General features: G+C 63.3%; 17 protein-coding genes. 2 read left to right on the top strand and 15 right to left on the bottom strand.

The genetic code is table 11. From position 1 onward, the window contains the following. Nucleotides 1-26: 26 nt before the first annotated feature. Both P3C39_RS24605 and P3C39_RS24600 read right to left on the bottom strand, forming a co-directional pair. Entirely contained in the window at nt 27-1241 is a 1215-nt protein-coding gene (locus P3C39_RS24605) for a DUF459 domain-containing protein (RefSeq protein ID WP_013529720.1), read from the bottom strand. 128 nt (nt 1242-1369) lie between these two features. Further along, complete coding sequence (locus P3C39_RS24600; RefSeq protein ID WP_013529721.1) at nt 1370-2590, bottom strand: lytic murein transglycosylase; 1221 nt, start codon at nt 2588-2590, stop codon at nt 1370-1372. Nucleotides 2591-2799: 209 nt separating this feature from the next. Here P3C39_RS24600 and galU point away from each other — a divergent pair, with 209 nt between their 5' ends. Next, nucleotides 2800-3705, top strand: coding sequence for a UTP--glucose-1-phosphate uridylyltransferase GalU (gene galU / locus P3C39_RS24595; RefSeq protein ID WP_013529722.1), 906 nt, complete (start codon nt 2800-2802; stop codon nt 3703-3705). A 40-nt stretch (nt 3706-3745) separates the two neighbouring features. Here the strand turns inward: galU and P3C39_RS24590 are convergent, their stop codons facing one another. Further along, nucleotides 3746-5536: an outer membrane beta-barrel protein gene (locus tag P3C39_RS24590; protein ID WP_275954473.1), complete on the bottom strand. Its 1791-nt coding sequence runs from the start codon at nt 5534-5536 to the stop codon at nt 3746-3748. 236 nt (nt 5537-5772) lie between these two features. Between P3C39_RS24590 and P3C39_RS24585 the strand changes: the two genes are divergently transcribed. Further along, the gene (locus P3C39_RS24585) at nt 5773-6774 is read left to right on the top strand and encodes a KpsF/GutQ family sugar-phosphate isomerase (protein WP_024502733.1); all 1002 of its coding nucleotides are present in this window, start codon (nt 5773-5775) and stop codon (nt 6772-6774) included. Between the two features lie 4 nt (nt 6775-6778). On the opposite strand, the gene P3C39_RS24580 is transcribed toward P3C39_RS24585, so the two are convergent. The 12 genes from P3C39_RS24580 to P3C39_RS24525 all read right to left on the bottom strand — a co-directional run bounded on the left by P3C39_RS24580 (nt 6779) and on the right by P3C39_RS24525 (nt 21160). Beyond that, nucleotides 6779-7243, bottom strand: a complete 465-nt coding sequence (locus tag P3C39_RS24580) for an NfeD family protein (protein ID WP_013529725.1) — start codon at nt 7241-7243, stop codon at nt 6779-6781. A gap of 11 nt (nt 7244-7254) precedes the next feature. After that, nucleotides 7255-8205 carry an SPFH domain-containing protein gene (locus P3C39_RS24575; RefSeq protein ID WP_013529726.1) on the bottom strand — a complete coding sequence of 317 codons (951 nt, stop codon included), beginning with the start codon at nt 8203-8205 and terminating at the stop codon, nt 7255-7257. A 119-nt stretch (nt 8206-8324) separates the two neighbouring features. Then, nucleotides 8325-9536: an FAD-binding oxidoreductase gene (locus P3C39_RS24570; protein WP_275954472.1), complete on the bottom strand. Its 1212-nt coding sequence runs from the start codon at nt 9534-9536 to the stop codon at nt 8325-8327. A 155-nt stretch (nt 9537-9691) separates the two neighbouring features. After that, complete coding sequence (hemH, locus tag P3C39_RS24565; RefSeq protein WP_013529728.1) at nt 9692-10756, bottom strand: ferrochelatase; 1065 nt, start codon at nt 10754-10756, stop codon at nt 9692-9694. Between the two features lie 234 nt (nt 10757-10990). Further along, nucleotides 10991-13021 carry a bifunctional UDP-sugar hydrolase/5'-nucleotidase gene (locus P3C39_RS24560; RefSeq protein ID WP_224675583.1) on the bottom strand — a complete coding sequence of 677 codons (2031 nt, stop codon included), beginning with the start codon at nt 13019-13021 and terminating at the stop codon, nt 10991-10993. Nucleotides 13022-13208: 187 nt separating this feature from the next. Next, complete coding sequence (locus P3C39_RS24555) at nt 13209-13586, bottom strand: hypothetical protein (RefSeq protein ID WP_013529730.1); 378 nt, start codon at nt 13584-13586, stop codon at nt 13209-13211. Between the two features lie 184 nt (nt 13587-13770). Further along, on the bottom strand, nt 13771-15216 hold the full coding sequence (locus P3C39_RS24550) for a homospermidine synthase (RefSeq protein ID WP_275954471.1): 1446 nt from the start codon (nt 15214-15216) through the stop codon (nt 13771-13773). Nucleotides 15217-15346: 130 nt separating this feature from the next. Next, nucleotides 15347-16300 carry a DUF3445 domain-containing protein gene (locus tag P3C39_RS24545; RefSeq protein WP_275954470.1) on the bottom strand — a complete coding sequence of 318 codons (954 nt, stop codon included), beginning with the start codon at nt 16298-16300 and terminating at the stop codon, nt 15347-15349. Between the two features lie 3 nt (nt 16301-16303). Continuing rightward, nucleotides 16304-16966: an aminotransferase class IV family protein gene (locus tag P3C39_RS24540; protein WP_275954469.1), complete on the bottom strand. Its 663-nt coding sequence runs from the start codon at nt 16964-16966 to the stop codon at nt 16304-16306. After that, entirely contained in the window at nt 16915-18060 is a 1146-nt protein-coding gene (locus P3C39_RS24535; protein WP_275954468.1) for an aminodeoxychorismate synthase component I, read from the bottom strand. The genes P3C39_RS24540 and P3C39_RS24535 overlap by 52 nt, the downstream gene beginning before the upstream one ends. A 182-nt stretch (nt 18061-18242) precedes the next feature. After that, nucleotides 18243-18968: a proton-conducting membrane transporter gene (locus P3C39_RS24530; RefSeq protein WP_275954467.1), complete on the bottom strand. Its 726-nt coding sequence runs from the start codon at nt 18966-18968 to the stop codon at nt 18243-18245. 359 nt (nt 18969-19327) lie between these two features. Next, nucleotides 19328-21160, bottom strand: coding sequence for a M3 family oligoendopeptidase (locus P3C39_RS24525; protein WP_064995625.1), 1833 nt, complete (start codon nt 21158-21160; stop codon nt 19328-19330). Nucleotides 21161-21202 lie beyond the last annotated feature (42 nt).

Below are 21202 nucleotides of genomic sequence, written 5' to 3'. Positions count from 1 at the left end.
CCCGGCCTCGGAGCCGCGCTGCGACACTAACGATTGATCGCGGTCGTGGTGTCGGTCGCGGCTGCGGCCTTCGGCGGCCAGGAGAAATCGTCGGCGCGGCCGGGCGATGCAATCGGTGCCTTGCCCTCGACCACAAGCTTTTCACCGGGCAGGTCCGGATTGGCCTTTGCCGGCGGTGCCGCGCCAAGCAGCTCCGAGCCGCCGTCGAGTGCCGGATCGCTGAGCAGCATCGGCGCGGTGCGGTCGATGACGATGGGGGGCGCGGCCGGCGCCGGCGTCTCGACAGGGGCGCCCGCCGGAGCGGACGGTGTAATCATGCTTCCCGGCGCGGTCAGGCCGAGGATCTTCAGCAGCGGTTTTTCGGTGTAGAAGGCGAGCTTGCGCTTGCCCGCCTTCGAGATATTGATGCCGTCATCGGCGCGCAGCCGCACCGGCTGGCCGTTGATGTCGGGGCCGCTGGTGACGAAGGCGCCGTTCTCGTCGACAAAGCCGTCCCAGATATCGACGAATTCGCCGCCATGGCTTTCTGCGGCCTGATGGTAGATGTCGTTGAAGGCAAGCATATCCGAGGTCATCTTCGGCACCCGGAACGCCGGCATGCCGACCCAAAGGAAGGGGACCTTGGCCGCGGCGATGGCTTTGCCCAGCGCGTCGGTTCTGCGTTCATATTCCTTGGTCCAGTTCTCGGAGCGTGGCTGTTCGCGCACGTCGCCCACCTTCATCGACTGGCGGTCGTTGGAGCCCAGCATGACGATCACGGCGGCGGGTTTTTCGGTCTCGATCAGCGATTTGATCTGTTCGGGCCAGTTGTAGAAATCATCGCGCACGAAGCCGGACGAGCCATTGCTGCGAACGACGATCCTGACGCCGGCATTCTCTGCGAAAGCGGTGTCGAGGCCTTCGGCGAGGCCGGCCGCCATGAAGTCGCCGACCACCAGGACGGTGCGGGCGTCCGGCGCCTTGTCGACCACCGGGATTTCCGGTTCCGCGGGCGGGCGCGGGGCGCGGGGTTTTTTCGCCTTGGGCCTGGGCCTCGGCTTCTGGATATCCAGGGGCGGCTCAATGCGCTCGCTGCGGCGCGGAAACAAAAGGTCGCGCAACGACCAGCCGCGGTTTTGCTGCTCCTGCGCCATGGCCGGCGCATGAAAGGCGCCAGCCACGCCGACGGCAAGCACGACCACGGCCAGGACGAGCACCGGCATGCGACGAACAAGCCCTGCGATGCGCGCAGCCGAAGCCAATCGTTTCCTCCGTCCCTTGGCGCAGTCCTGCCGAAAAACCGCATCGGTTTCTCGGCAAATGCCGCGCCAACCAGATTGCTACAGTGTCCTTTGCGCGCCTGGAAGGCCGCGCGGCACCGCAGGCGGCTCTATTTCTGCCGGAGCCACTTCAGCACTTCCATGCTCGGATAGCCGTCCTGGGTCAAGCCGGCCTTGGCCTGGAAGGCCATGATGGCAGTCTTCGAGCCGTCGCCGATCTTGCCGTCGAACTTGCCGTCGTAAAGGCCATGCTGGGAAAGCCGCTTCTGCAGCTCCTGTCTTTCCTCGAAAGTAAGCTTGGTGAAAGGCCGCTTCCAGTCCTGCACCAGACCGCTCGAGCCGGCGATTTCGTCGGCAAGAAGGCCGACGGCCAGCGCATATTTGTCGGCGTTGTTGTAGGCCTTGATGACCGTGAAATTCTTGATCATCAGGAAGGCCGGCCCGCTGCGGCCGTCCGGCACCTTCAGCGTCGCCTTGTCGGAGCCGTTCTTGAACGGCTTGCCGTTGGCCCTGGCGACGCCGAGCGCCTGCCACTGCGACAGCGTCTTGGAACCGCCGGGAAGTTTTCCGGCTGGCAAGGCGACCTCATAGCCCCAGGTCTTGCCGGCCTGCCAGCCATTCTTCTTCAACAAATTGGCTGATGTCGCCAGCGCATCGGGGATCGAATTCCAGATGTCTCGCTTGCCATTGCCGTCCATGTCCACGGCATAATGCAGATAGCTGGTCGGGATGAACTGGGTGTGGCCCATGGCGCCGGCCCAGGATCCGCTCAGATGGCTTTCGTCGATGTCGCCGGTCTGCAGGATCTTCAGCGCGGCGATCAGCTGTGTGCGGGCGAATTTCGCCCGCTTCGGATCGGCGTAGGCCAAGGTCGCCAGCGAGCGCACGACGTTGCGCATGATGTCGTCGCGCTTGAGGATCTCGCCATAATTCGATTCCATCGACCAGATGGCCAGCAGGATGTAACGGTCGACGCCGAACCTGGCCTCGATCCGATCCAGCCACGGCTTCCATTTCCTGGCCATCTGCTGGCCGACGGCGACGGACTGATCATGGACGCGGTTGTCGAAATAGTCCCAGGCAGGGGCCGTGAATTCAGGCTGCGTGCGCGCCTTTTCCAGCACCACGGGATCGATATCCCTGATGTTCCTGAAGGCCTGGTCGTAGAGGGCGCCGGAAACGCCGCTCTGCACGGCGGTGGCGCGGAAGCCGGCGACCCATTGCCGGAAACCGGCATCGGCGAAAGCGGGGCCAGGCATCAGCAGAGCGAGCGATAGGCTGGCTGCCGCCATGACGCTGGTAAAAATTTTTGCGGCATTGCGAACGGACATCTTTTCCTCCTTCTCTGTCTCAGGAAAGACCATTCATCGCCGAACCAGGTTAGGAATTAGTTTACCATAGGTGCCACCGGGAACGAAAAGACGCTTCGAAGCTTTACCGGTGGACGTTCCCCTCAGTTTCCCAGTAATCCCCAATTCCGGCGTGAAAATGTCTTGAAACGGGGATTGCGGAGCTGGCCCTCAAACGGATAATTGAAAGCATGAAGAGAGTTCGCAAGGCAGTCTTCCCGGTCGCCGGTCTCGGCACACGGTTTCTTCCGGCCACCAAGGCTGTCCCCAAGGAAATGCTGACCGTCGTCGACCGGCCGGTGATCCAGTATGTGGTGGATGAGGCGCGCGAGGCCGGCATCGAGCATTTCATCTTCGTCACCGGTCGCAACAAGGCCGTCATCGAGGACCATTTCGACATCCAGTTCGAACTCTATGACACGCTGGCCCAGCGCGGCAAGGACGACCAGCTCGCCCGCCTGCAGCGGCTGCAGCCGGCGCCGGGGCAGACCAGTTTCACACGCCAGCAGGTGCCGATGGGACTTGGCCACGCCGTCTGGTGCGCCCGCGAGCTCGTCGGCGACGAGCCCTTCGCGCTTTTGTTGCCCGACATGATCATGCAGTCGGAGAAGAGCTGCACGAAGGCAATGGTCGAGCTCTACGAGGAGACGGGCAACAACATCATCGCGGTGCAGGAATGCGATCCCGCCGAAACCCACAAATACGGCATCGTCGGCCGCGGCGAGGACACGCATCACGGCTTCCGTATCACCGAGATGGTGGAAAAGCCGAAGGCCGGCACCGCGCCGTCCAACCTCTACATCAACGGCCGCTACATCCTGCAGCCGGAGATCTTCAAGATCCTAGAAGGTCAGGAAAAAGGCGCCGGCAACGAGATCCAGCTCACCGACGCCATGCTGAAGCTGGAAAAGCAGCAGCCTTTCTACGGCTACCACTATCGAGGCCGCACGTTCGACTGCGGATCGCCGGAGGGTTTTGTCGAGGCCAATGTCGCCTTCGCGCTGTGGCGCAGCGACATGAACGAGAACATGGCGGGCGTCATCCGCACGCTTCTCGACGAGCTGAAGCCGTCAGAGCGCCGTGGCGCTGCGTTTTAAAACATCCTAGCGAGCGGCCGGATGTCGTTGGTGCGGCCGTTCAGCGCTGCACCTTGACGCCGAGGAAGATGCTGTTGGCGGTGTAGTCCCGGCCCGGCAGGTTGCTGGTCAGTTTCTCGCTCCTCACTCTTGTGGTCAGGCCGGCGTAGCGGTTCAGCCACCAGGTCAGGCCGGCCTCGGCGCTCAACACCCTGTCATGGCCGTCGATGCCGATGTAATCACGCCAGTCGAGACCCAGAGCCGCGTTGGCGGTGAGGTTGGCGCGAATCTGGCGTTCGCCTGTCAGGCGACCGGAATAGAGGATGTCGCCGCTCTCGCCCGATGTGGTCGTGGGCTCGACGGTGGTCCGCCCGGTCAGGCCGATTATGGTGCCGCGCTCGGGTGACCATTTGAGGTCGGCGTTGACGGTGGCACCCGAGATCGCATCAAGGTTTTTGTCGTCGATCGCTTCCCTGAGCCAGCCGGCCGAGAATTCGCCCGACAGCTTCTCACCCATGTCGAGTGCAAGGCCGGCGCGGGCGCCGAGTCGCGTCGACGAGCGCTCGAAGCCTTCATTGTCGATGCGTTGATCATAGGTCCGGCGGCCGACCTCGATTTCGGTGAAGGGGGTCAGGGCAGGGGAGATCTCGTAGCCGGTGCGCAACGTCGCCGTGTAGAGCGTCGAGTCCTGATCCTTCTGCGATAGCGAGGTGCCGTCCGAGAGCTTGGCGTCGCCGTAGAAGTCGTGCGAGACCGCGCCGGTCAACGTGTACTGCATCTTGCCGAGATGCTTTTCGACGGCCAGGCTGCCATCGATGGTCTGCCGCAGCGGCTGCTTGCTGACGCCGGCAATGGCATCAGGCGATGATGCCGATTCCGGCACGGCCTCGTAGCCGAGCTTGGCGATGGCGCGCAGTTCATTGTCGAGATCGACATTGAGCTGGCCTTCGATGCGGCCTTGCTCGTCGTGAACCGGGTAACCCGAGACGGTCTCACGAAAAAGGCCATAGCCGTCGATCGTAGCGGAGTTCTCGCGCCAGTCGGAGGCGGCGGAAAAGCGCAGCGCGGTCTCGGACAGCAGCGCCGACTTGCCTGCACTGCTCGAATCGCCGTTCGAGGTGGCGGTCAGGCCCTGTTCGATCGTCGGCCGGATGACGAAGGAGCCCCATTTGACGCCGGTGGCGGCAAACGGATCATCCTCCAGCTTCTTCTTCTGGCCTTCGATGGCGTCCGTACGCTCCGCTCCTGGGTCGAGCTTCTGCCTGTCGGCGCTGTCGATGGTGAGTGCGCGGCGGTTGGCCGTGTCCGCATCGGTCTCTGCAGCATCGGTGGCGTCCGGCGTGGAGGCGGTCGTGGAAGCGGTGATGTCGGAGGTGTCGGCCGTCGATTTCTTCTTCTTTTTCGACTTGTCGGCAGCCCTGTCCTTGGCCTGGTCAGCCGCATTCTGCCTGGCGCTCGATGAGCGGCGGCGAGGCTTGGGCGGCGCCGCCGTGTCGGCGGACGTGTCGTCAGTGGCTGCCGGCGGGTCAAAGAGGCTGCCGGTCGCGGTGGCGTCGCCAGTGTCGGCGTCGTCAGGCACGGCACCGGCGCTGGCCGGCCGATAGGTGCGGGCCGGCGCATTGTCCTGCGCGGCGTTGGCCGGCTGTTGACCCTGCGCTGCCAAGGCCAGCTGTCTCGCCTTGCGCTGCTGGTCGGACAGGATCGCCGATTCCGAAACTTCGCCGCGCAGTTCGGTTTCCTGGGCATGGAGCGCCGTTGGGCGCAGCAAGGCAAACATGCTGGTTGCCAGCAGCAAGGCGCAGACCGCCTTGCCCCCACGTCGCGTCGAATTTTCTGGCTGGACCCCGGACATCGCCACCACTGCTTGCGCGGCGCACGCGCGCCATACTTACCGAACCGTAAATGGGGATGGTTAACGGAGGGTTGAGGCAGCGGCCCGTCAGCTGCCTGAAGCGCTGATTTCCAAAGGGATTCATACTGCGTGCGTTTTCTCGCCTGCCGTCGTCTAAACCACCGCACACGTTCGGGCGATATGCCTGGGCCATTTCCGTTGGACAGCGCGCCGGCAAAGCGCTAATCGCATCAGCCATGCATGCGGGATCCCTGGATAAGAAGCCTTTGGACAGGCAAGCCTCGATCGCTTCGGCGCTGAGGACGGTGGCGACAGAACAGGCTGGTGTCGCAGCCCTCGCCGAGGCGCTGGAGAATGGGCTGGCCGCGCCTTTCGCCCAGGCGGTCGAGATGATCTCGGGGATTGAAGGCCGGCTCATCGTCACCGGCGTCGGCAAAAGCGGCCATATCGGTTCGAAGATCGCCGCGACGCTGGCCTCGACCGGCACGCCGGCTTTCTTTGTCCATCCCGCCGAAGCCAACCACGGCGATCTCGGCATGATCGCCAGGGACGACGCCATCATCGCCATGTCGTGGTCGGGCGAAAGCAAGGAACTGATGGGCATCGTCGCCTATTCCAGGCGCTTTTCCATTCCGCTGATCGCCATCACCGCCGGAGAGACATCGGCGCTGGCGCGGGCGGCGGACGTGGTGCTGCTTTTGCCGCGCGCTCCGGAGGCCTGTCCGCATGGCCTGGCGCCAACGACATCGACGCTGCTGCAACTGGTGATGGGCGACGCGCTGGCGATCGCGCTGCTCGAAGCACGCGGCTTCACGCCGGACCATTTCCGCACCTTTCACCCGGGCGGCCAGCTCGGCGCCAACCTGACGCAGATCCGCGAGATCATGCATGTCGGCGACAGGCTGCCGCTGGTGGTTGCGGGCACCGGCATGCAGGACGCGATCCTGGAACTGTCGCGCAAAGGGTTTGGCTGCGTCGCGATCACCGATGTCGACGGTGCGCTGGTCGGCATCATCACCGATGGGGACATCCGCCGTCACATCGGCAGCAATCTGCTGGCGATGACGGTGGATCAGGTGATGACAAGAGGTCCGAAGACCGCGACGCCGGACACGCTGGTGGCAACGGCGCTGCAGACGATCAACAATTCAGCCATCACCAGCCTGATGGTGGTGGAGGGCCGGAAACCAGTCGGCCTCATCCACCTGCACGATCTGCTGCGTATCGGCGCGGCCTGAACGTTCAGACCGCTTCGACGGTCAGTTCCAGATCCGTATCGGCCGCACCCGTCACGCGCACTTGCGTGCCGGCCGGCAGGTCAGGGCCGGAGACACGCCACAGTGTGTCGCCCAGCTTGATGCGGCCGCGCCCGTCACGGATCGGTTCGGCAAGTGTCGCCATCCTGCCGACCATTTGCGCGCCGCGCCGGTTGAGCAGCGGCTGATCGGTCGGGTCGTTGCGGCTGCCGACCAGCTTCTTGCCGACATAGGCCGAGACCAGCGACAGCGCCAGGAAGGCGAGGACCTGGACCTGCCATGTCCAGAAGCCGGTGTCCCAGATCAGCAGCGACACAGCGCCGATGATCAGCGCGGCGATGCCGATCCACAGCATGAAGATACCCGGCGCGATGATTTCCATCACCAGCAGGACGAAACCGAGAACCATCCAGTTCCACGGGCCGAGTTCGGAAACGATGCGGTCGATCATTGGTTTCGACCTCAGTTGTCGGTTGGGCGAACGACCGGCGGGCGCGCGGCCTGCCTCTGCGAGCCGGTCGTGCCTTCGCTGCGGAAGACTTCCTTGGCGATCTCGCCAATGCCGCCGAGCGAACCGATCAGCGACGATGCCTCGAAGGGCATCAGCACGATCTTGCTGTTGGTCGCGGTGCCGATCTTGCCCAACGCTTCGGTGTATTTCTGGGCGACGAAGTAGTTCAGCGCCTGCACATCGCCTTTGGAGATCGCTTCCGACACCACCTGGGTGGCGCGGGCCTCCGCCTCGGCCGAACGTTCGCGCGCCTCGGCATCGCGGAAGGCGGCTTCCTTGCGGCCTTCGGCCTCGAGGATCTGCGACTGCTTGAGGCCTTCGGCGGCAAGGATCTGGGCGCGCTTGTTGCGTTCCGCGGTCATCTGCCGGCCCATCGATTCGATGAGGTTAGCCGGCGGGTTGATGTCCTTGATCTCGACGCGGGTGATCTTGATGCCCCACGGGTGGGCCGCTTCATCGACGACGCGCAGCAGGCGCTCGTTGATGGCGTCGCGGTTCGACAGGAGTTCATCGAGATCCATCGAACCCATGACGGTACGGATGTTGGTCATCGTCAAATTGAGGATGGCGTTCTGCAGGCCGGAAACCTGGTAGGCGGCCTGAGCGGCGTTGAGGATCTGGAAAAAGGCGATGCCGTCGACACCGACGATGGCGTTGTCGCGGGTGATGATTTCCTGGCTTGGAACGTCGAGCACCTGCTCCATCATGTTCATCTTGGCGCCGATGCGGTCGATGAACGGGTAAATGAAATTGAGACCCGGGCTCAGTGTCTTGGTGTAACGGCCAAAGCGCTCCACCGTATAGTTGTAGCCTTGCGGGATTGTCCTGATGCCTTTGATCAGCAGCACCAATACCAGAAGGGCAAGTGCACCAACCGCAATATCGAAACCACTGAAATCCATTTGGCTCTCCCTCAGACGAAGGCCGCACAAGCCATTCTCGCGCGGCCGACTTCACCAAAGACTTAAGTGTGTTTCAGATGCGTTACAATCAGGTGATGACGGATTGTTTGCGGGTGCGATCAGCGGTTGAAGGCAAACAAACTTGCATCCGTGTCCTCCAGCCCGTTGATCGAAGCCGGGACAATCTCGGAAGCGATCTGCGAGAAGGTGATGCCGTTGCCGCCGTAGCCCATCACTGCATGGATGCGCGGGTGGCGGGGAATGGCGCCGATATAGGGCAGGCCGGTGGTTGTGGTGCCGAACGAACCGGTCCAGGCAAAATCGGGCCTGGTGTCGAGATGCGGAAATACCAGGCCGAGCTTCTCGGCGATGCGTGTGCTCTTGTCGGCGATCAGCTCGTCGCGCCGCGCTTCGTCGACAAAATCCTCGTCCTCGCCCCCGCAAATGACCCGGCCGTCGATCGTCGTGCGCATATACAGATATGGCTCCGACGCTTCCCAGATGAACGCTGCGTCCGGCCAGAGCTTTCGCGGTTGCGGGCATGTTGCGATCGCCCATGTCGAGATGATCCGGTGGGCCGCGGCCGGCACGATCTCCACAAGTTCGTAGCCGGTGGCCAGAACAACATGTCGCGCGGTTATGGTCGGGCCATCCCTGGTCGCGACGACAACAGCTTCGGCGCTATCCTCAATCACTGTCGCTTCGACGGGGGCGTAGAAGCGAGCCTTGCGCTGAAGGGATTTCAGCAGCAGCCCAGCCGTCAGCTTACGCGGGTCGAGCGCGATGTTGCCGTGGCTGAGAATGGCGCCTTCGCGGTCGATGCCGAATGTCTCCGCCAGCGGCGCCGGCGTCAGATAGGTCGCGGCGATGCCGGCTAGCCGCCGTGCCTTGGCCTCGTCGCGCAGTTCCGACGGACCAAGTATCGTGCCAGACAGATAGAGCGACGGCGCCCGGCTCAGGCCACAGTTGATGCCGAGTTCGGCGATGCGTCCGGCGAGATTGGAGACGGCGAGCCGCGAGCGCCGCCAGGCCTGCTGCGCCGAGGCTCTGCCGATCATCTTCGAAAGCGTGGAGAGAGGCTGGTCTATTTCGAATGCCACCAGTGCGGTGGTTGCGGCCGTCGAGCCCTTCAGCGGACCGCGCCGGTCGATACAGATCACCCGATGGCCATCGGCCGTCAGCGCCTCGGCCATCATGGCGCCGCTGATGCCCATGCCGACGACCAGCACATCTGCCTTGACGTCCCGGATCAAGCCGTCCGTCGGCACCGCAGGCGCGCGATAGGCTGACCAGACGGGCTGGCCAGTTCTGAGGTCGAGTTTGCGGGACATCGCATTCTCCGGCGGCGCGCCTTAACGCCCCGGAGCTTGTGTTGTTCCGGAGTTAGAGCGGCGAGCCGCTCTAACTCCGGTTGACGAAATTCCCAAGGGAAAGCGCTATTCGCTTTTCCCGGGAAAACCGTTTCACACTTTTCCTGGAATTTCTCCTAGACCCAGCCAGACAGTTCGCGCCGCACCATCGCCTCGATCACCGCCATCCCCTCCGCGCTGTCGTTGAGGCAAGGGATATGGGCGAAATTCTTGCCGCCGGCATGGTGGAAGGTTTCGGCCGCCTCGCGGCCGATCTCATCCAGCGTCTCGATGCAGTCGACGGAAAAGCCGGGATTGACGACGGCGATCGACTTGACGCCGTCCTGTGCGAGTTTCTCCACCGTCTTGTCGGTATAGGGTTGCAGCCATTCCTGCGCGCCGAAGCGCGACTGGAAGGTGATGATCAGTTTCCTGTCATCCCAGCCGAGCCGTTCGCGCAACAGCCGCGTCGTCTTCTGGCAGTGGCAATGATAGGGATCGCCCTTCTCGAAATAGGGTTTTGGAATGCCGTGATAGGAGGTGATGACCACCTCCGGCTCGAAATCCAGCGTCGCCAGATGCCGTTCGATCGAACGCGCCAGCGCCTCGATATAGACCGGCTCGTCATAGTAGGGCGGCACGCTGCGGACGGCCGGCGCGCGGCGCATCTTCATCAGCGCGCGAAACAGCTGGTCGTTGGCTGTTGCCGTGGTCGTCGCCGAATATTGCGGATAGAGCGGAAACGAAAGAATGCGGTCGCAGCCCTGGTCGGCCAGACGCTGGGCAATGCTGGCGGTCGAAGGATTGCCATAGCGCATCGCCCAGTCGACGACGACATCAGGCAGGTCGCGCAGCGCTTCGGCCAGCTTTTCGGCCTGGGCACGGGTGTAGGTGCGCAGCGGCGACTCGTTCTTTTCCCGGTTCCAGATCCGGGCGTAATTGGCGCCCGACTTCTTGGGGCGCGTGGTGAGCACAAGTCCATAGAGGATCGGATACCAGATCGCCCTGTTGAGCTCGATGACGCGCGGATCGGACAGGAATTCACGCAGATACCGCCACATCGGCTTGAAATCGGTGCCATCGGGCGTGCCCAGATTGACCAGCATGACGCCGATCTTGCCCGCCTTGACCGGCGGATGCCCAGCGGGCAACGGGCCGAGCGCTTTTGCAACCTTGGGATCGGCGGGGGTGGGAAGCGTCATAAGGGTTCTCCGGGAGACGCGAACCTAACCATCTTGCGCGCGCATTCAATGCAGCGTCTGGCCGCACCTTACAGCGGATTGTCCGAATGGATTCAGACGACCCGCTTTAAGTCTCTGTTTTATGCATGTCGTTCTCCCAAAACCGAGGTCACTTTTGGGCGACATGCATTAGCCCGAAAACAGGACGCCCGTCCGGTTTTCGGACGGGCGGTGTCATTCAGGCATATAAGCGAGCTATTTCGGCGGGATGGTCAGCGTTGCGCCGACAGGAAGCCGGCGGGGTTCGTAGCCCTTGTTGGCGCCCGATATGACCTTCCACATGGCGCCGTCGCCATAGGCCTTCTTGGCCAGATCCCAATAGGTGTCGCCGGCAACGATGACATGGCTGGCTTCCGCTGGCGCGGCCTCAGCAGGTTTTGCCGGCTCGGCCGGTGCCAGCGCGGCTGGTGGCGCTGGCGGGGGAGGTGCTCCTTCCGTCGATATGGCCGGTGGTGTGTTGGCGATATCGCCCGAGTTGGCCGGCAATTCAGGCATTGCCGGTGCCGCTTCGGCAGGCTTGGCGGCTTCAGCCGGTGCGGGCGCCGGGGTGGCCGGTGCCGCTTCGGCTGGCTTGGCCGGATCGGTTGCCGGGGCCGCAGGCGCCGCGGCGACGGTCGCGGCTATTTCGGTGATGCGGCCGTCGAGCTTCGGCGTGTAGGGCCGGTGGGCGCCGAGATAGTCGGCAACCACCTGTTCGAGGCCGGGGCCGTAGTCGTAGGCATTCCTGGCCTTGTCGGCAAAGACCTTGTAGCCGTCGCCGCCCTGGCGAACATAGTTGTTGGTGGCGACCAGATAGTCCTTCTCCGGCTTGATCGGCGTCCAGGCACCGCCTTCCATGACCTCCACCGATTTGACCCGGCCGGCATTGGGCGCAACGGATTTGTCGAAGGAATATTTCAGGCCGGCGACCTGGGGGAAGCGCCCGGCGCCGTCCTCGACCTGACTGAGACCGCCCTCGAGGCCGGCCACCAGATCCTTGCCCGAAATCTGGAAGGTCGCCAGCGTGTTCTGGAAGGGCAGCACGGTCAGCACCTCGCCCATGGTGACGGTGCCCTTGTCGATCGAGGCGCGCAGGCCGCCGCCATTGGAGATGACGATCTCGACGCCCTGTCCCTTGACGCGGTCGAGGATGGCGTCGGAGACGAGATTGCCCATCGCGCATTCGCGGGTGCGGCAGCTCTCGCGACTGCCGTCGATGACGTCGGTGGTTTCGGCCACTTCCTTGTTCTTCAACGCCTCGATCGGCGCCCCAAGCTCCTTGATGCGGGCGAGCACGGCCGGGTCGGGGGTGATCGACTTGTCGAGATAGATCGGGTCGCCGCTGGCCGATTTGACGACGCCATTGTCGTCGAACACCACCTTGAACTCGCCGAGATATTTCGAATAGGAGGCCGCCTGCACCACCGGCACCTTGTAGCCGTCCGGATTGTCGACCATCGTCGGGTAGGGGCCTTCCGCCTTCGGGTCGGTGTTCGACAGCAGGGAATGGCTGTGGCCGCCGACGACGACATCGACGCCCGGGATCTTGGCGATGACGTCGCGTTCGCGCTTGTAGCCGATATGGGTCACGGCGATGATCTTGTTGACGCCTTCGCCTTTGAGCTTCTCGACTTCGGCAGTGATCGACTTGACGTCGTCCTCGATGGCGACGTTGGGACCCGGCGAAGCGAGGTCCGGCGTGTCGTTGGTGATCGCGCCGATGATGCCGATCTTCTGGCTGCCGACCTCGACGACAACAGATGGCTTGACGCGGTCGCCGAGCTTGGATTGCGCGTTGGCCTTCACATTGGCGCCGAGCACGGGGAACTTGATCATGTCGAGGAACGGCGCCAAGGCGGCCTCGCCGTCGTCGAATTCATGGTTGCCGAGGGCCATGGCATCGAACTTCATGTCGTTGAGGAATTCGCCTTCGACCTTGCCCTTATAGGTTGTGTAGAACAGCGAGCCCTGGAAATTGTCGCCGGCGCTGAGCAGCAGCACGTTCTGGCCTTCCAGCTTCTTGCGTTCCTGGGCGATCGCGGTGATCAGCCGGCCCGCGCCGCCGATGCACTCGCCCTTGGTCTCCTCGTCCGCCGAGCAGGTCGATTCATATTTGTTGTTGCCTTCGATGCGGCTGTGCCAGTCGTTGATATGCAGGATGTTCAGCGTGTAGTCGGCAAAGGACGCGCCGGCCGACAGGCCGAGGGTTGAGGCTGACAGGGCTGCAATGGCGGCAAGCTTCTTCATCTTCGTCTCCCGGAAAGCTGATCAGAGGCCATTAGCGCTCTTGCTTGACTGGAACATAACAGCCGGCGCTTTGGCCATGTTCCCATCGCGTTCCGGATGACGCAAGCGGAATCCGGGACCCTTTGCCGGCACAAAAAAGGACGGCGGCCAACCGGCCGCCGTCCTTGGAAAACGAATGGTCGTGGGTTCAGACGCGCCTTGTCAGCACGAAATTCTGACCGCTGGAGCTCGTGCAGTTGAGCTGGCTTGTCGACACCATCAGGCAGTTGAAGCTGACCGCGGTCTGGCGGATCAGCGAGGTGCCGTTGATCTGCACCGATGTGGCGCCGGTCATCGTGTAGCTGCCGTCGGCAAGCTTCTGGCCGGTGTCGGTGGCTACCGTCGTGAAGGTGCCGCCGGTGAAGGTCGACAGGCCGGTGCCCTTGGCGTCGATCCACGAGCCCTCGACGCCTTTCGGCGCCGCTGCCATCGGCGGTTGATCGGGGCCGCTGGTCGCACAGGCGGCGAGCATCGCCGCAATGGCACCCGCCACGCTCATCGAAAGAATTTTGCGCGCAATGATCATGTGAAAATCCTCTCCTCTCGCATCGGCCCAAAAATCGGAAATCGATTTTCGACAAGCACGAGGCGTGCATCCAAGTTTCCAGAGCGACGTGCGTCCAGATGAATACGTATCGCTATGGTCCGCATCCCTTCAATCGCCCGATTTCCGGGCGATTGCAAGGCAGTGAGGCAGGTGGGCGGTGCTGCTATCGCACAAGGATGTTGCGGAACTGCCACGGGTCGTTCCGGTCGAGGTCTTCCGGGAACAGGCCGGGACGGTTATCGAGCGGCGTCCAGTCGGTGTAGTAGCCCTTGACCGGTCCGAGATACTGGGACTGCACTTCCAGGCACCGCCTGTAGTCCATCTCGTCGGCTTCGACGATGCCGGCCTCGGGATTCTCCAGCGCCCAGACCATACCCGAGAGCACCGCCGAGGTGACCTGCATGCCGGTGGCATTCTGGTAGGGGGCCAGCTTGCGCGCCTCGGCGAGCGACAGCTGCGAGCCGTACCAGTAGGCATTCTTGTCGTGGCCGTAGAGCAGCACGCCGAGTTCGTCGACGCCGTCGATCAACTCGTTCTCGTCGAGCACATGATGCACCGGCTGAGGCTTGCCGGCGGCGCCGAACATCTCGTCAAGCGACAGCATCGCGTCGTTGCAGGGATGATAGGCATAGTGGCAGGTCGGGCGGTAATGCACCTTGCCCTTCTTCGAACGCACGGTGAAGAAATCGGCGATAGAGATCGCCTCGTTATGCGTCACCAGCAGGCCGTATTGCGCGCCGGGCGTCGGGCACCACGAGCGCACGCGCGTGTTGGCGCCCGGCTGCTCCAGGTAGATGGCTGCCTTCGAGCCGTGCTTGTGCTTCTTGGCGTTCTTCGGCATCCATGTCTCGTGTGTGCCCCAGCCAAGTTCCGCGGGCTGCAGGCCCTCGGAGATGAAGCCTTCGACCGACCATGTGTTCCAGAACACATCCATCGGTTTCGGCTTCTTGGTGCGCTGGGTGTCGCGTTCGGCGATGTGGATGCCCTTGACGCCGGCCTTCTTCATCAGCTTGGCCCAGCCCTCGCGGTCGTCCTGCGCGGGCTCCGAGAACTCCAGGCCAAGATCGGTGGCGAGATTGACCAACGCCTGCTTGACGAACCACGAGACCATGCCTGGATTGGCGCCGCAGGTGGAGACCGCCGTGGCGCCGCCGGGCTTGTCGTGCTTTTCCTTGAGCAGCGACTCGCGCAGCGCGTAATTGGTGCGGCTGGCGTTATCGGCCTTGGCGTCGAAATAGAAGCCGAGCCACGGCTCGACGACGGTGTCGATGTAGAGCACGCCGAGCTTGCGGCAGAGCCGCATCAGGTCCACCGAGCCGGTATCGACCGACAGGTTGATGCAAAAGCCCTGGCCGCCGCCATTGGTCAGAAGCGGGGTCAGGAGCTTCTTGTAGTTCTTCTCGGTCACCGCTTCCTGGACGAAGGTGATGCCGCGCTCGTCGAGCAGCTTGCGGTCGGTGTCGCGCGGATCGATAACCGTCATGCGCGACTTGTCGAACTTGAAATGGCGTTCGATCAGCGGCAGCGTTCCCCGGCCGATCGAGCCGAAGCCGATCACCACGACAGGGCCGCTGATCTCACCGTAAACGGGCCAGTTTTCATTCGCCATTTTATCGAGCACTCCTTCAAAGCCCAGGAAACTGGGAAAACGCACACACAAAACCGGGCATCTTTGCCCGGCGGCCATGCGCTACATCACAGATCATTGTCACAAACCAGCGAAAAGCGCCAACCAGCGATCAGTCGTCATTGGCCATGTGGTTAAGGACCGTCATCAGCCGATCACGGTCCGATGTCAGGCCCTTGTAGTCGAGCTGGGCGAGATCGAGTGCTTCGAGCTGGGCGGCGAAAGACACCGCGAGCTTCGCCCGATCAGGGTGCCTGGCCAGCACGGCGAGCGGATCGAGATGGATGCGGATGGTGAACAGGATATCGCGTGAAACAGGCAGTTTGCGCAGGGTTTGCCGCTCGACGCGAATGAAGGCATGGGCGTCGATGTCGCCATCGGGAAAGCGCGACGGCCGGTTGGTGGCGCGGTCGATGCGCTGCAGGTCGGAGAGCGGATGGTAGAGCGCGTTGTCGGACTGGATCGACCAGTTGTAGCGTTCGACGGCCTGCCCCTGGAGGCCATCGAACATCCGGTTGATGAGTTCCGCCGGACGCGTGCCAGGGCCGAAACCCGGCACCGGCGCGTGGATGTCCTGCAGCGGCTTGCCGAACTTTTCCAGGAGCGACCAGGAGGAGGGAAAGCAGAGCGAGCCGGCGACCAGCCGCCAGCCGCTGTCACTGCTGCGCATCAGGATCAGGTCTTCCTGGACGAGCAGTGAGGCTTTGGCCAGCGGCGCATCGGCGAGGGAAGCAGGCAGACGGCTCGCCGCGCCCGCCACCTCGACGCCTGATCCGCCGAGCCGATGGGTTTCGGGGAACCTCTCCAGGAGATGCGCAGCGAGCAAGTCGAGCACTTCCTGCTGGGCGTCGCGCGTGCCGTCCTCCTCGACGAAAATGCGCTCTGGGATTTCGGCATAGAGCCGGTGCTTTTCGGCGAGATACGGCAGCAGATGGCCGTCGACCTCGATCCAGGCCGCCGGGTCGAGCGGCTTCAGCCCGATGCTGAACAGTTTCGACGAGCCGTCATAGGGCGTGTGGGTGGGCAGCGTATGTTTTGGGGGTGTGTGAGTGGGCACGGACGTCATGTCTCAGGTCAGTCTTGCGGGGATCAGTCCGCGCAGCGAATTGCCGACGAACAGGGACTTGGCGGATTTCAGATCGTCCAAGCTGTAGATCGCTTCGCGGGCGCGGCCTTCATCCAGAAGCTGCGCGCGCAATACGCCAGGCAGCAGGCCGCAATCGAGCCGGGGCGTCGCCAGCACGCCGTCGCCGAGATCGGCAAAGACATTGGTGATCGTGCCTTCACAGATCTCGCCACGCTCGTTGGCCATAAGCACCTCGTCGGCCTGCGTGATGAGGTGTCCGGCACGGGCACGCGTGTAAAGCTGTCGCCGGCTGGTCTTGTGGCGCAGCAGCGTGTCGTTCGAATCGAGCCTCGTCCGCGCCAGCCGCAGCATCCAGACCTTGTCGGCGGCGAGCGGTTCATAAGGCTGCGCCGAGGCCGTCACCTCGCCATCGTGCGACAGGACGAGGCGCGTGCGCATGGCAACGCCGGAACCGCCGACCGCGCTGCTCAGCGCCTCGCCGACCGTGCCTGGATCGCAGCGGAAGCCGAGTTCCGCCGCCGAGCCATAGAGGCGCGCAAGATGACGATCGAAGCGCAGGAAGCCCGGGCCGGGTTCCCAGCGCATGGTCTCGATCAACTGAAAGTCGGCGGTGTTCCCGTCGCGAAGCGCGCTTTCAGCAGACACTCCTGATACTCCTCCTGCGCCGTCGAATCGAAGACGACGCCGCCTCCGACATTGTAGACGGCCTCGCCGCCCGAAAAGAGCGAGATGGTGCGGATCGCCACGGAAAAGCGCATCGGGCCGCCGGGCGCGATCCAGCCTATGGCGCCGCAATAGGCATCGCGGGGCGTGCCTTCCAGGTCGCGCAGGATCTCCATGGCACGGATCTTAGGCGCGCCGGTGATCGAACCGCAAGGAAACAGCGCCGCAAAGATCTGGCGGATAGAGAGACCCGGCAGCAATTTGGCCCTGACGTCGCTCACCATCTGATGCACGGTCGGGTAAGTCTCGATGCGGAACAGCGCCGGCACGTCCAGCGTGCCCACCTCGCTGATCAGCGAGATATCGTTGCGCAGGAGATCGACGATCATCCGGTTTTCGGCCTGGTTTTTCTCGTCATTGCGCAGGAAGATCTTCTGCCGTTCGTCTTCGGCTTTGGTGGCGCCGCGCGGCGCCGTTCCCTTCATCGGATGCGTCTCGATCATGCCCTCGGCGTCGATCTCGAAGAACAGTTCAGGCGAGCGCGACAGCACGATGGGTTCACCGAGCGCGATCAGCGCGCCATATTTCACCGGCTGACGTTCAGTCAACGCATCGAACGCGGCCAGCGGCTCGCCTGACCATTGCGCGTGCACGGGAAAGGTCAGATTGCCCTGGTAGCAATCACCTTGCCGGATGTGCTGGTGCAGCCGCGAGAAGCGTTTTTCATAATCCTCGGGCGACCACGTCGCACGGGCGTCGAAGATCGGGCCATTGGTCGCCGCCGTATTGCGCGGCGGCACCGCCTCTTCGACCGGGGCATCGAAAACCCCAAGGCACACGAGTGGGGCGCGGCGTCCATTCGGCAGCAGGGGAACGAGCTTGGGTTCGAGCAAGTAGCCCGCATCATACGAGAAATAGCCGGCAAGCCATTTGCCTGCATCATGCGCGGCTTGTGCTGCTTCCAGAGCCGGCCCGAAATCGCCTGCGTCGTGCGCCACGATGATATCGGCCGGCCGGTCGAAAACGAGCTGGCGCGCGCTTTTGTCATTGCGAAAAATTGCGGCGGGCAGGGACATGGGCACCGAATGCTGCGGTCAATGAAGCCATCAACCGCTCTATATGGGGTGCCGCCCGCGCGCAATCGAGGGAACGGCACGCTGCCTCTTAAAGCCGACCTTTGGGCCAACTCAGGAACCAAGAGCAAACGGCGACGCCGATATGGCGCCGCCGCTTGCAATCTTCAGGTCGTGCCTGGCGATCAGCTGTTGCTGGAGGTTCCGGCTGTTGGAAACTGCTTGGCGAATTCCTTCTCGTTGCCGGCGGCGAGCAGCTTGGCCTGCTCGATCCAGCGTTCGCGCGCGATGCGGCCATCGAAATTCATGACGTCCTCGATCCGTTTGATATCGGCCGCTGTCCAGGACGCGATCTGGGCGAAGCTGGTGACGCCTTGTGCCTTGAGCAGTTTCTCATTGACCGGACCGATACCGATCAGCCGACGCAGATTGTCGGGCTTTCCGGATGCTGGCTTGGCTGTTGCAGGCTTGACTGTTGCAGGCTTGCTCGTTGCGGATTTGGCTGGAGCCGAGGTTTTGGTGGCGGCGGGTTTCGCCGCCGGCTTGGCAGGGACCGCTTTCGCAGCGGCCGGTTTGGCCGTCGCGGGCTTTGTGGTGGCGGATTTGGCCGTCGCGGGGGTCGACATCAGGGCCGCCGGCGCCTGGCTTGCCGGTTTTGCCGCGCTGCTTCCGGCGGCAGGTGCGGCCGACGCTTCGCGCAGCCGGCGCTCAAGGTCGGCGCGGGTCTTGCCGCATGCATCGAGTTCGCCGGTCAGGCGGTCGCTGTCGGTGCGCAGCCTGTCGCGTTCGCTGCGTGTACGGTCGAGATCGCCGCGCAAGCTGTCGAGTTCACCGCGCAGGCGCCCCCAAAGGAACCAGCCGACCAATACGCCTATCAGGAACGCCAGGACCACGTAGAAAAAAGTGCCCATTGTCTCTCTCCAGTCAGATCCGTCTGCCGTGGGTCATGATCTTCGGCGAAGGACTACTCTTGGTGGTTCCGCGGTAAGCAGAACAGCCGGCTTCGGTTCGAGCTGTCGGCGATCGGCTTTGTTGCCCATGCCAACGGCCGTTGTCGCGTTCGCCTGAGCGCCACGGCCGGCTGAGATTTCTCCTCGCCGATCCGCATGCGCTCCGGCTGAGCTTGGAGCGAAGGCTATCATAGAGCTTGTGGAAAGCTATCGGAAAACTTCGGTGGAGAGTACTTCAAGAACAGATATTTAGGGCGATAGTAGAGCTGTCCCAACATGCATTCCGGCTAAACTGTTAGAGCGACGCCTGGGGGCGCATTTCAAGTGTCGAGCGCTTCCAGCTCGTCGATCAGGCCACTGATGACGCCAAGTCCGATCTGCCAGAAGGCGGGATCGGTGGCGTCGAGCCCGAAGGGCGCCAGAAGCTCGGAATGATGTTTGGTGCCGCCGGCGCGCAGCATTTCGAAATACTTGTCCTGAAAGCCGCGCTCGGCGTTCTGGTAGACCGCGTAGAGCGAGTTCACCAGGCAGTCGCCGAAAGCATAGGCATAGACATAAAAGGGCGAATGGATGAAGTGCGGGATGTAGGTCCAGAACACCTCATAGCCTTCGCGCAGCTTGATGGCGGGACCCAGACTTTCGGCCTGCACTTCGAGCCAGAACTGACCCAGCCTGTCGGAGGTCAGTTCGCCGTTCTTGCGTTCGGCATGCACCTTGCGCTCGAATTCATAGAAGGCGATCTGGCGCACGACCGTGTTGATCATGTCCTCGACCTTCTGGGCGAGCATGGCCTTGCGCTCGCGCCGGTCGGTGGTCTGGTCGAGCAGCGAGCGGAAGGTCAGCATCTCGCCGAAGACCGATGCCGTCTCGGCCAGCGTCAGCGGCGTCGAGGCCATCAGCGCACCCTGGCCGCCGGCCAGCACCTGATGCACGCCATGGCCAAGCTCGTGCGCCAACGTCATCACATCGCGCGGCTTGCCCATGTAGTTGAGCAGGACATAGGGATGCGCCGACGGTACGGTCGGATGCGCGAAGGCGCCAGGCGACTTGCCGGGCCGCACCGGCGCGTCGATCCAGTTGCGGTCGAAGAAGGTTCGCGCGATCTCGGCCATGTCGGGCGAAAAGCGCTGATAGGCGGACAGCACGGTGTTCCTGGCCTCGTCCCAGCCGATGATCGCCTGGGGCGTATCCGGCAACGGCGCGTTGCGGTCCCAATGGTTCATCACCTCCATGCCCAGCCAGCGTGCCTTCATCGCGTAGTAGCGGTGCGAGAGGCGCGGATAGGCATCGCGAACGGCGGAAGCCAAGGCGTCCACCACACTGCGCTCGACGCGGTTGGCCAGATGGCGTGAATCGGCGATGTCCTCGAAGCCACGCCAGCGGTCGGATATCTCCTTGTCCTTGGCCAGCGTGTTGGTGATCAGCGTGAAGGTGCGCAAGTTCTTGCGGAAGGTCGTGGCCAGCGCCTCGGACGCCCGGCGGCGCACCTCGCCGTCGGCGTCCTGCAGACGATTCAGCGCCGGCTCCAACGTCAGTTCCTCGCCGTCGATGTGGAAGCGAAGGTCGGTCATCGTTTCGTCGAACAGGCGGTTCCAGGCGCCGCGTCCGGTGATCGACTTTTCGTGGAAGAGCTGCTCGACGCGGTCCTCGAGCTGGTAAGGCTTGTCCTTGCGCAGATCGAGCACCCATGGCCGATAGTGGCCGAAGGCGGGATCGCCGGCGAGCGCGCCTTCGATCGACGCATCGTCGATCAGGTTGAGTTCGAGCGCGAAGAACAGAAGGTGCGCGCTGGCGTCGGTCATCTTCTCCTGGATGTCGCCATAGAGCTTGGCGCGCTGGGGATCGGCGGTGTTTCCGGCATAAACCAGTCCCGCATAGGAGACGATGCGGCCGATCAGTTCCTCCAGCGCCTCGTAGGCGACAAGCGCCTCGCCCAGCCTGCCGGCGCCGCCGCGCTCGGCTTCGGCGGCCAGCGTACCCTTCCAGCGGCTCTCGAAACTGGTCGCATCGGTGGCGGCCTTGGCAATGTCGCGCTTCAGCTCCGGCGCGTCCATGCCGGCATAGAGGTCGGCAAGGTTCCATTCCGGCAAGTCGCCCAGCTCGGCCGCGCCTTGACCCGACGCCGGCGCCGCCAGCCGCCGTGCGGAAACCATGTGCCCAGAATCCCTATGCATTGCCGACACCTTCCGTGGCCA

Origin of the sequence: Mesorhizobium sp. XAP4 (assembly GCF_029269325.1) — a bacterium.
GTDB classification, from domain to species: Bacteria; Pseudomonadota; Alphaproteobacteria; order Rhizobiales; family Rhizobiaceae; genus Mesorhizobium; species Mesorhizobium ciceri.
Note: the sequence above shows the minus strand (reverse complement) of the source record. Positions and strands in the feature narration are given on the sequence as shown.

Bases quoted from the DNA above. Each gene is read 5' to 3' on its own strand.
- hemH (WP_013529728.1), bottom strand. From the start codon at position 10,756: ATGACGCTTCCCACCCCCGCCGATCCCAAGGTTGCAAAAGCGCTCGGC.
- galU (WP_013529722.1), top strand. From the start codon at position 2,800: ATGAAGAGAGTTCGCAAGGCAGTCTTCCCGGTCGCCGGTCTCGGCACA.
- P3C39_RS24550 (WP_275954471.1), bottom strand. From the start codon at position 15,216: ATGGCGAATGAAAACTGGCCCGTTTACGGTGAGATCAGCGGCCCTGTC.
- P3C39_RS24560 (WP_224675583.1), bottom strand. From the start codon at position 13,021: ATGAAGAAGCTTGCCGCCATTGCAGCCCTGTCAGCCTCAACCCTCGGC.
- P3C39_RS24525 (WP_064995625.1), bottom strand. From the start codon at position 21,160: ATGGTTTCCGCACGGCGGCTGGCGGCGCCGGCGTCGGGTCAAGGCGCG.
- P3C39_RS24535 (WP_275954468.1), bottom strand. From the start codon at position 18,060: ATGTCCCTGCCCGCCGCAATTTTTCGCAATGACAAAAGCGCGCGCCAG.
- P3C39_RS24600 (WP_013529721.1), bottom strand. From the start codon at position 2,590: ATGTCCGTTCGCAATGCCGCAAAAATTTTTACCAGCGTCATGGCGGCA.
- P3C39_RS24585 (WP_024502733.1), top strand. From the start codon at position 5,773: ATGCATGCGGGATCCCTGGATAAGAAGCCTTTGGACAGGCAAGCCTCG.
- P3C39_RS24530 (WP_275954467.1), bottom strand. From the start codon at position 18,968: ATGGGCACTTTTTTCTACGTGGTCCTGGCGTTCCTGATAGGCGTATTG.
- P3C39_RS24575 (WP_013529726.1), bottom strand. From the start codon at position 8,205: ATGGATTTCAGTGGTTTCGATATTGCGGTTGGTGCACTTGCCCTTCTG.
- P3C39_RS24580 (WP_013529725.1), bottom strand. From the start codon at position 7,243: ATGATCGACCGCATCGTTTCCGAACTCGGCCCGTGGAACTGGATGGTT.
- P3C39_RS24570 (WP_275954472.1), bottom strand. From the start codon at position 9,536: ATGTCCCGCAAACTCGACCTCAGAACTGGCCAGCCCGTCTGGTCAGCC.
- P3C39_RS24545 (WP_275954470.1), bottom strand. From the start codon at position 16,300: ATGACGTCCGTGCCCACTCACACACCCCCAAAACATACGCTGCCCACC.
- P3C39_RS24590 (WP_275954473.1), bottom strand. From the start codon at position 5,536: ATGTCCGGGGTCCAGCCAGAAAATTCGACGCGACGTGGGGGCAAGGCG.
- P3C39_RS24555 (WP_013529730.1), bottom strand. From the start codon at position 13,586: ATGATCATTGCGCGCAAAATTCTTTCGATGAGCGTGGCGGGTGCCATT.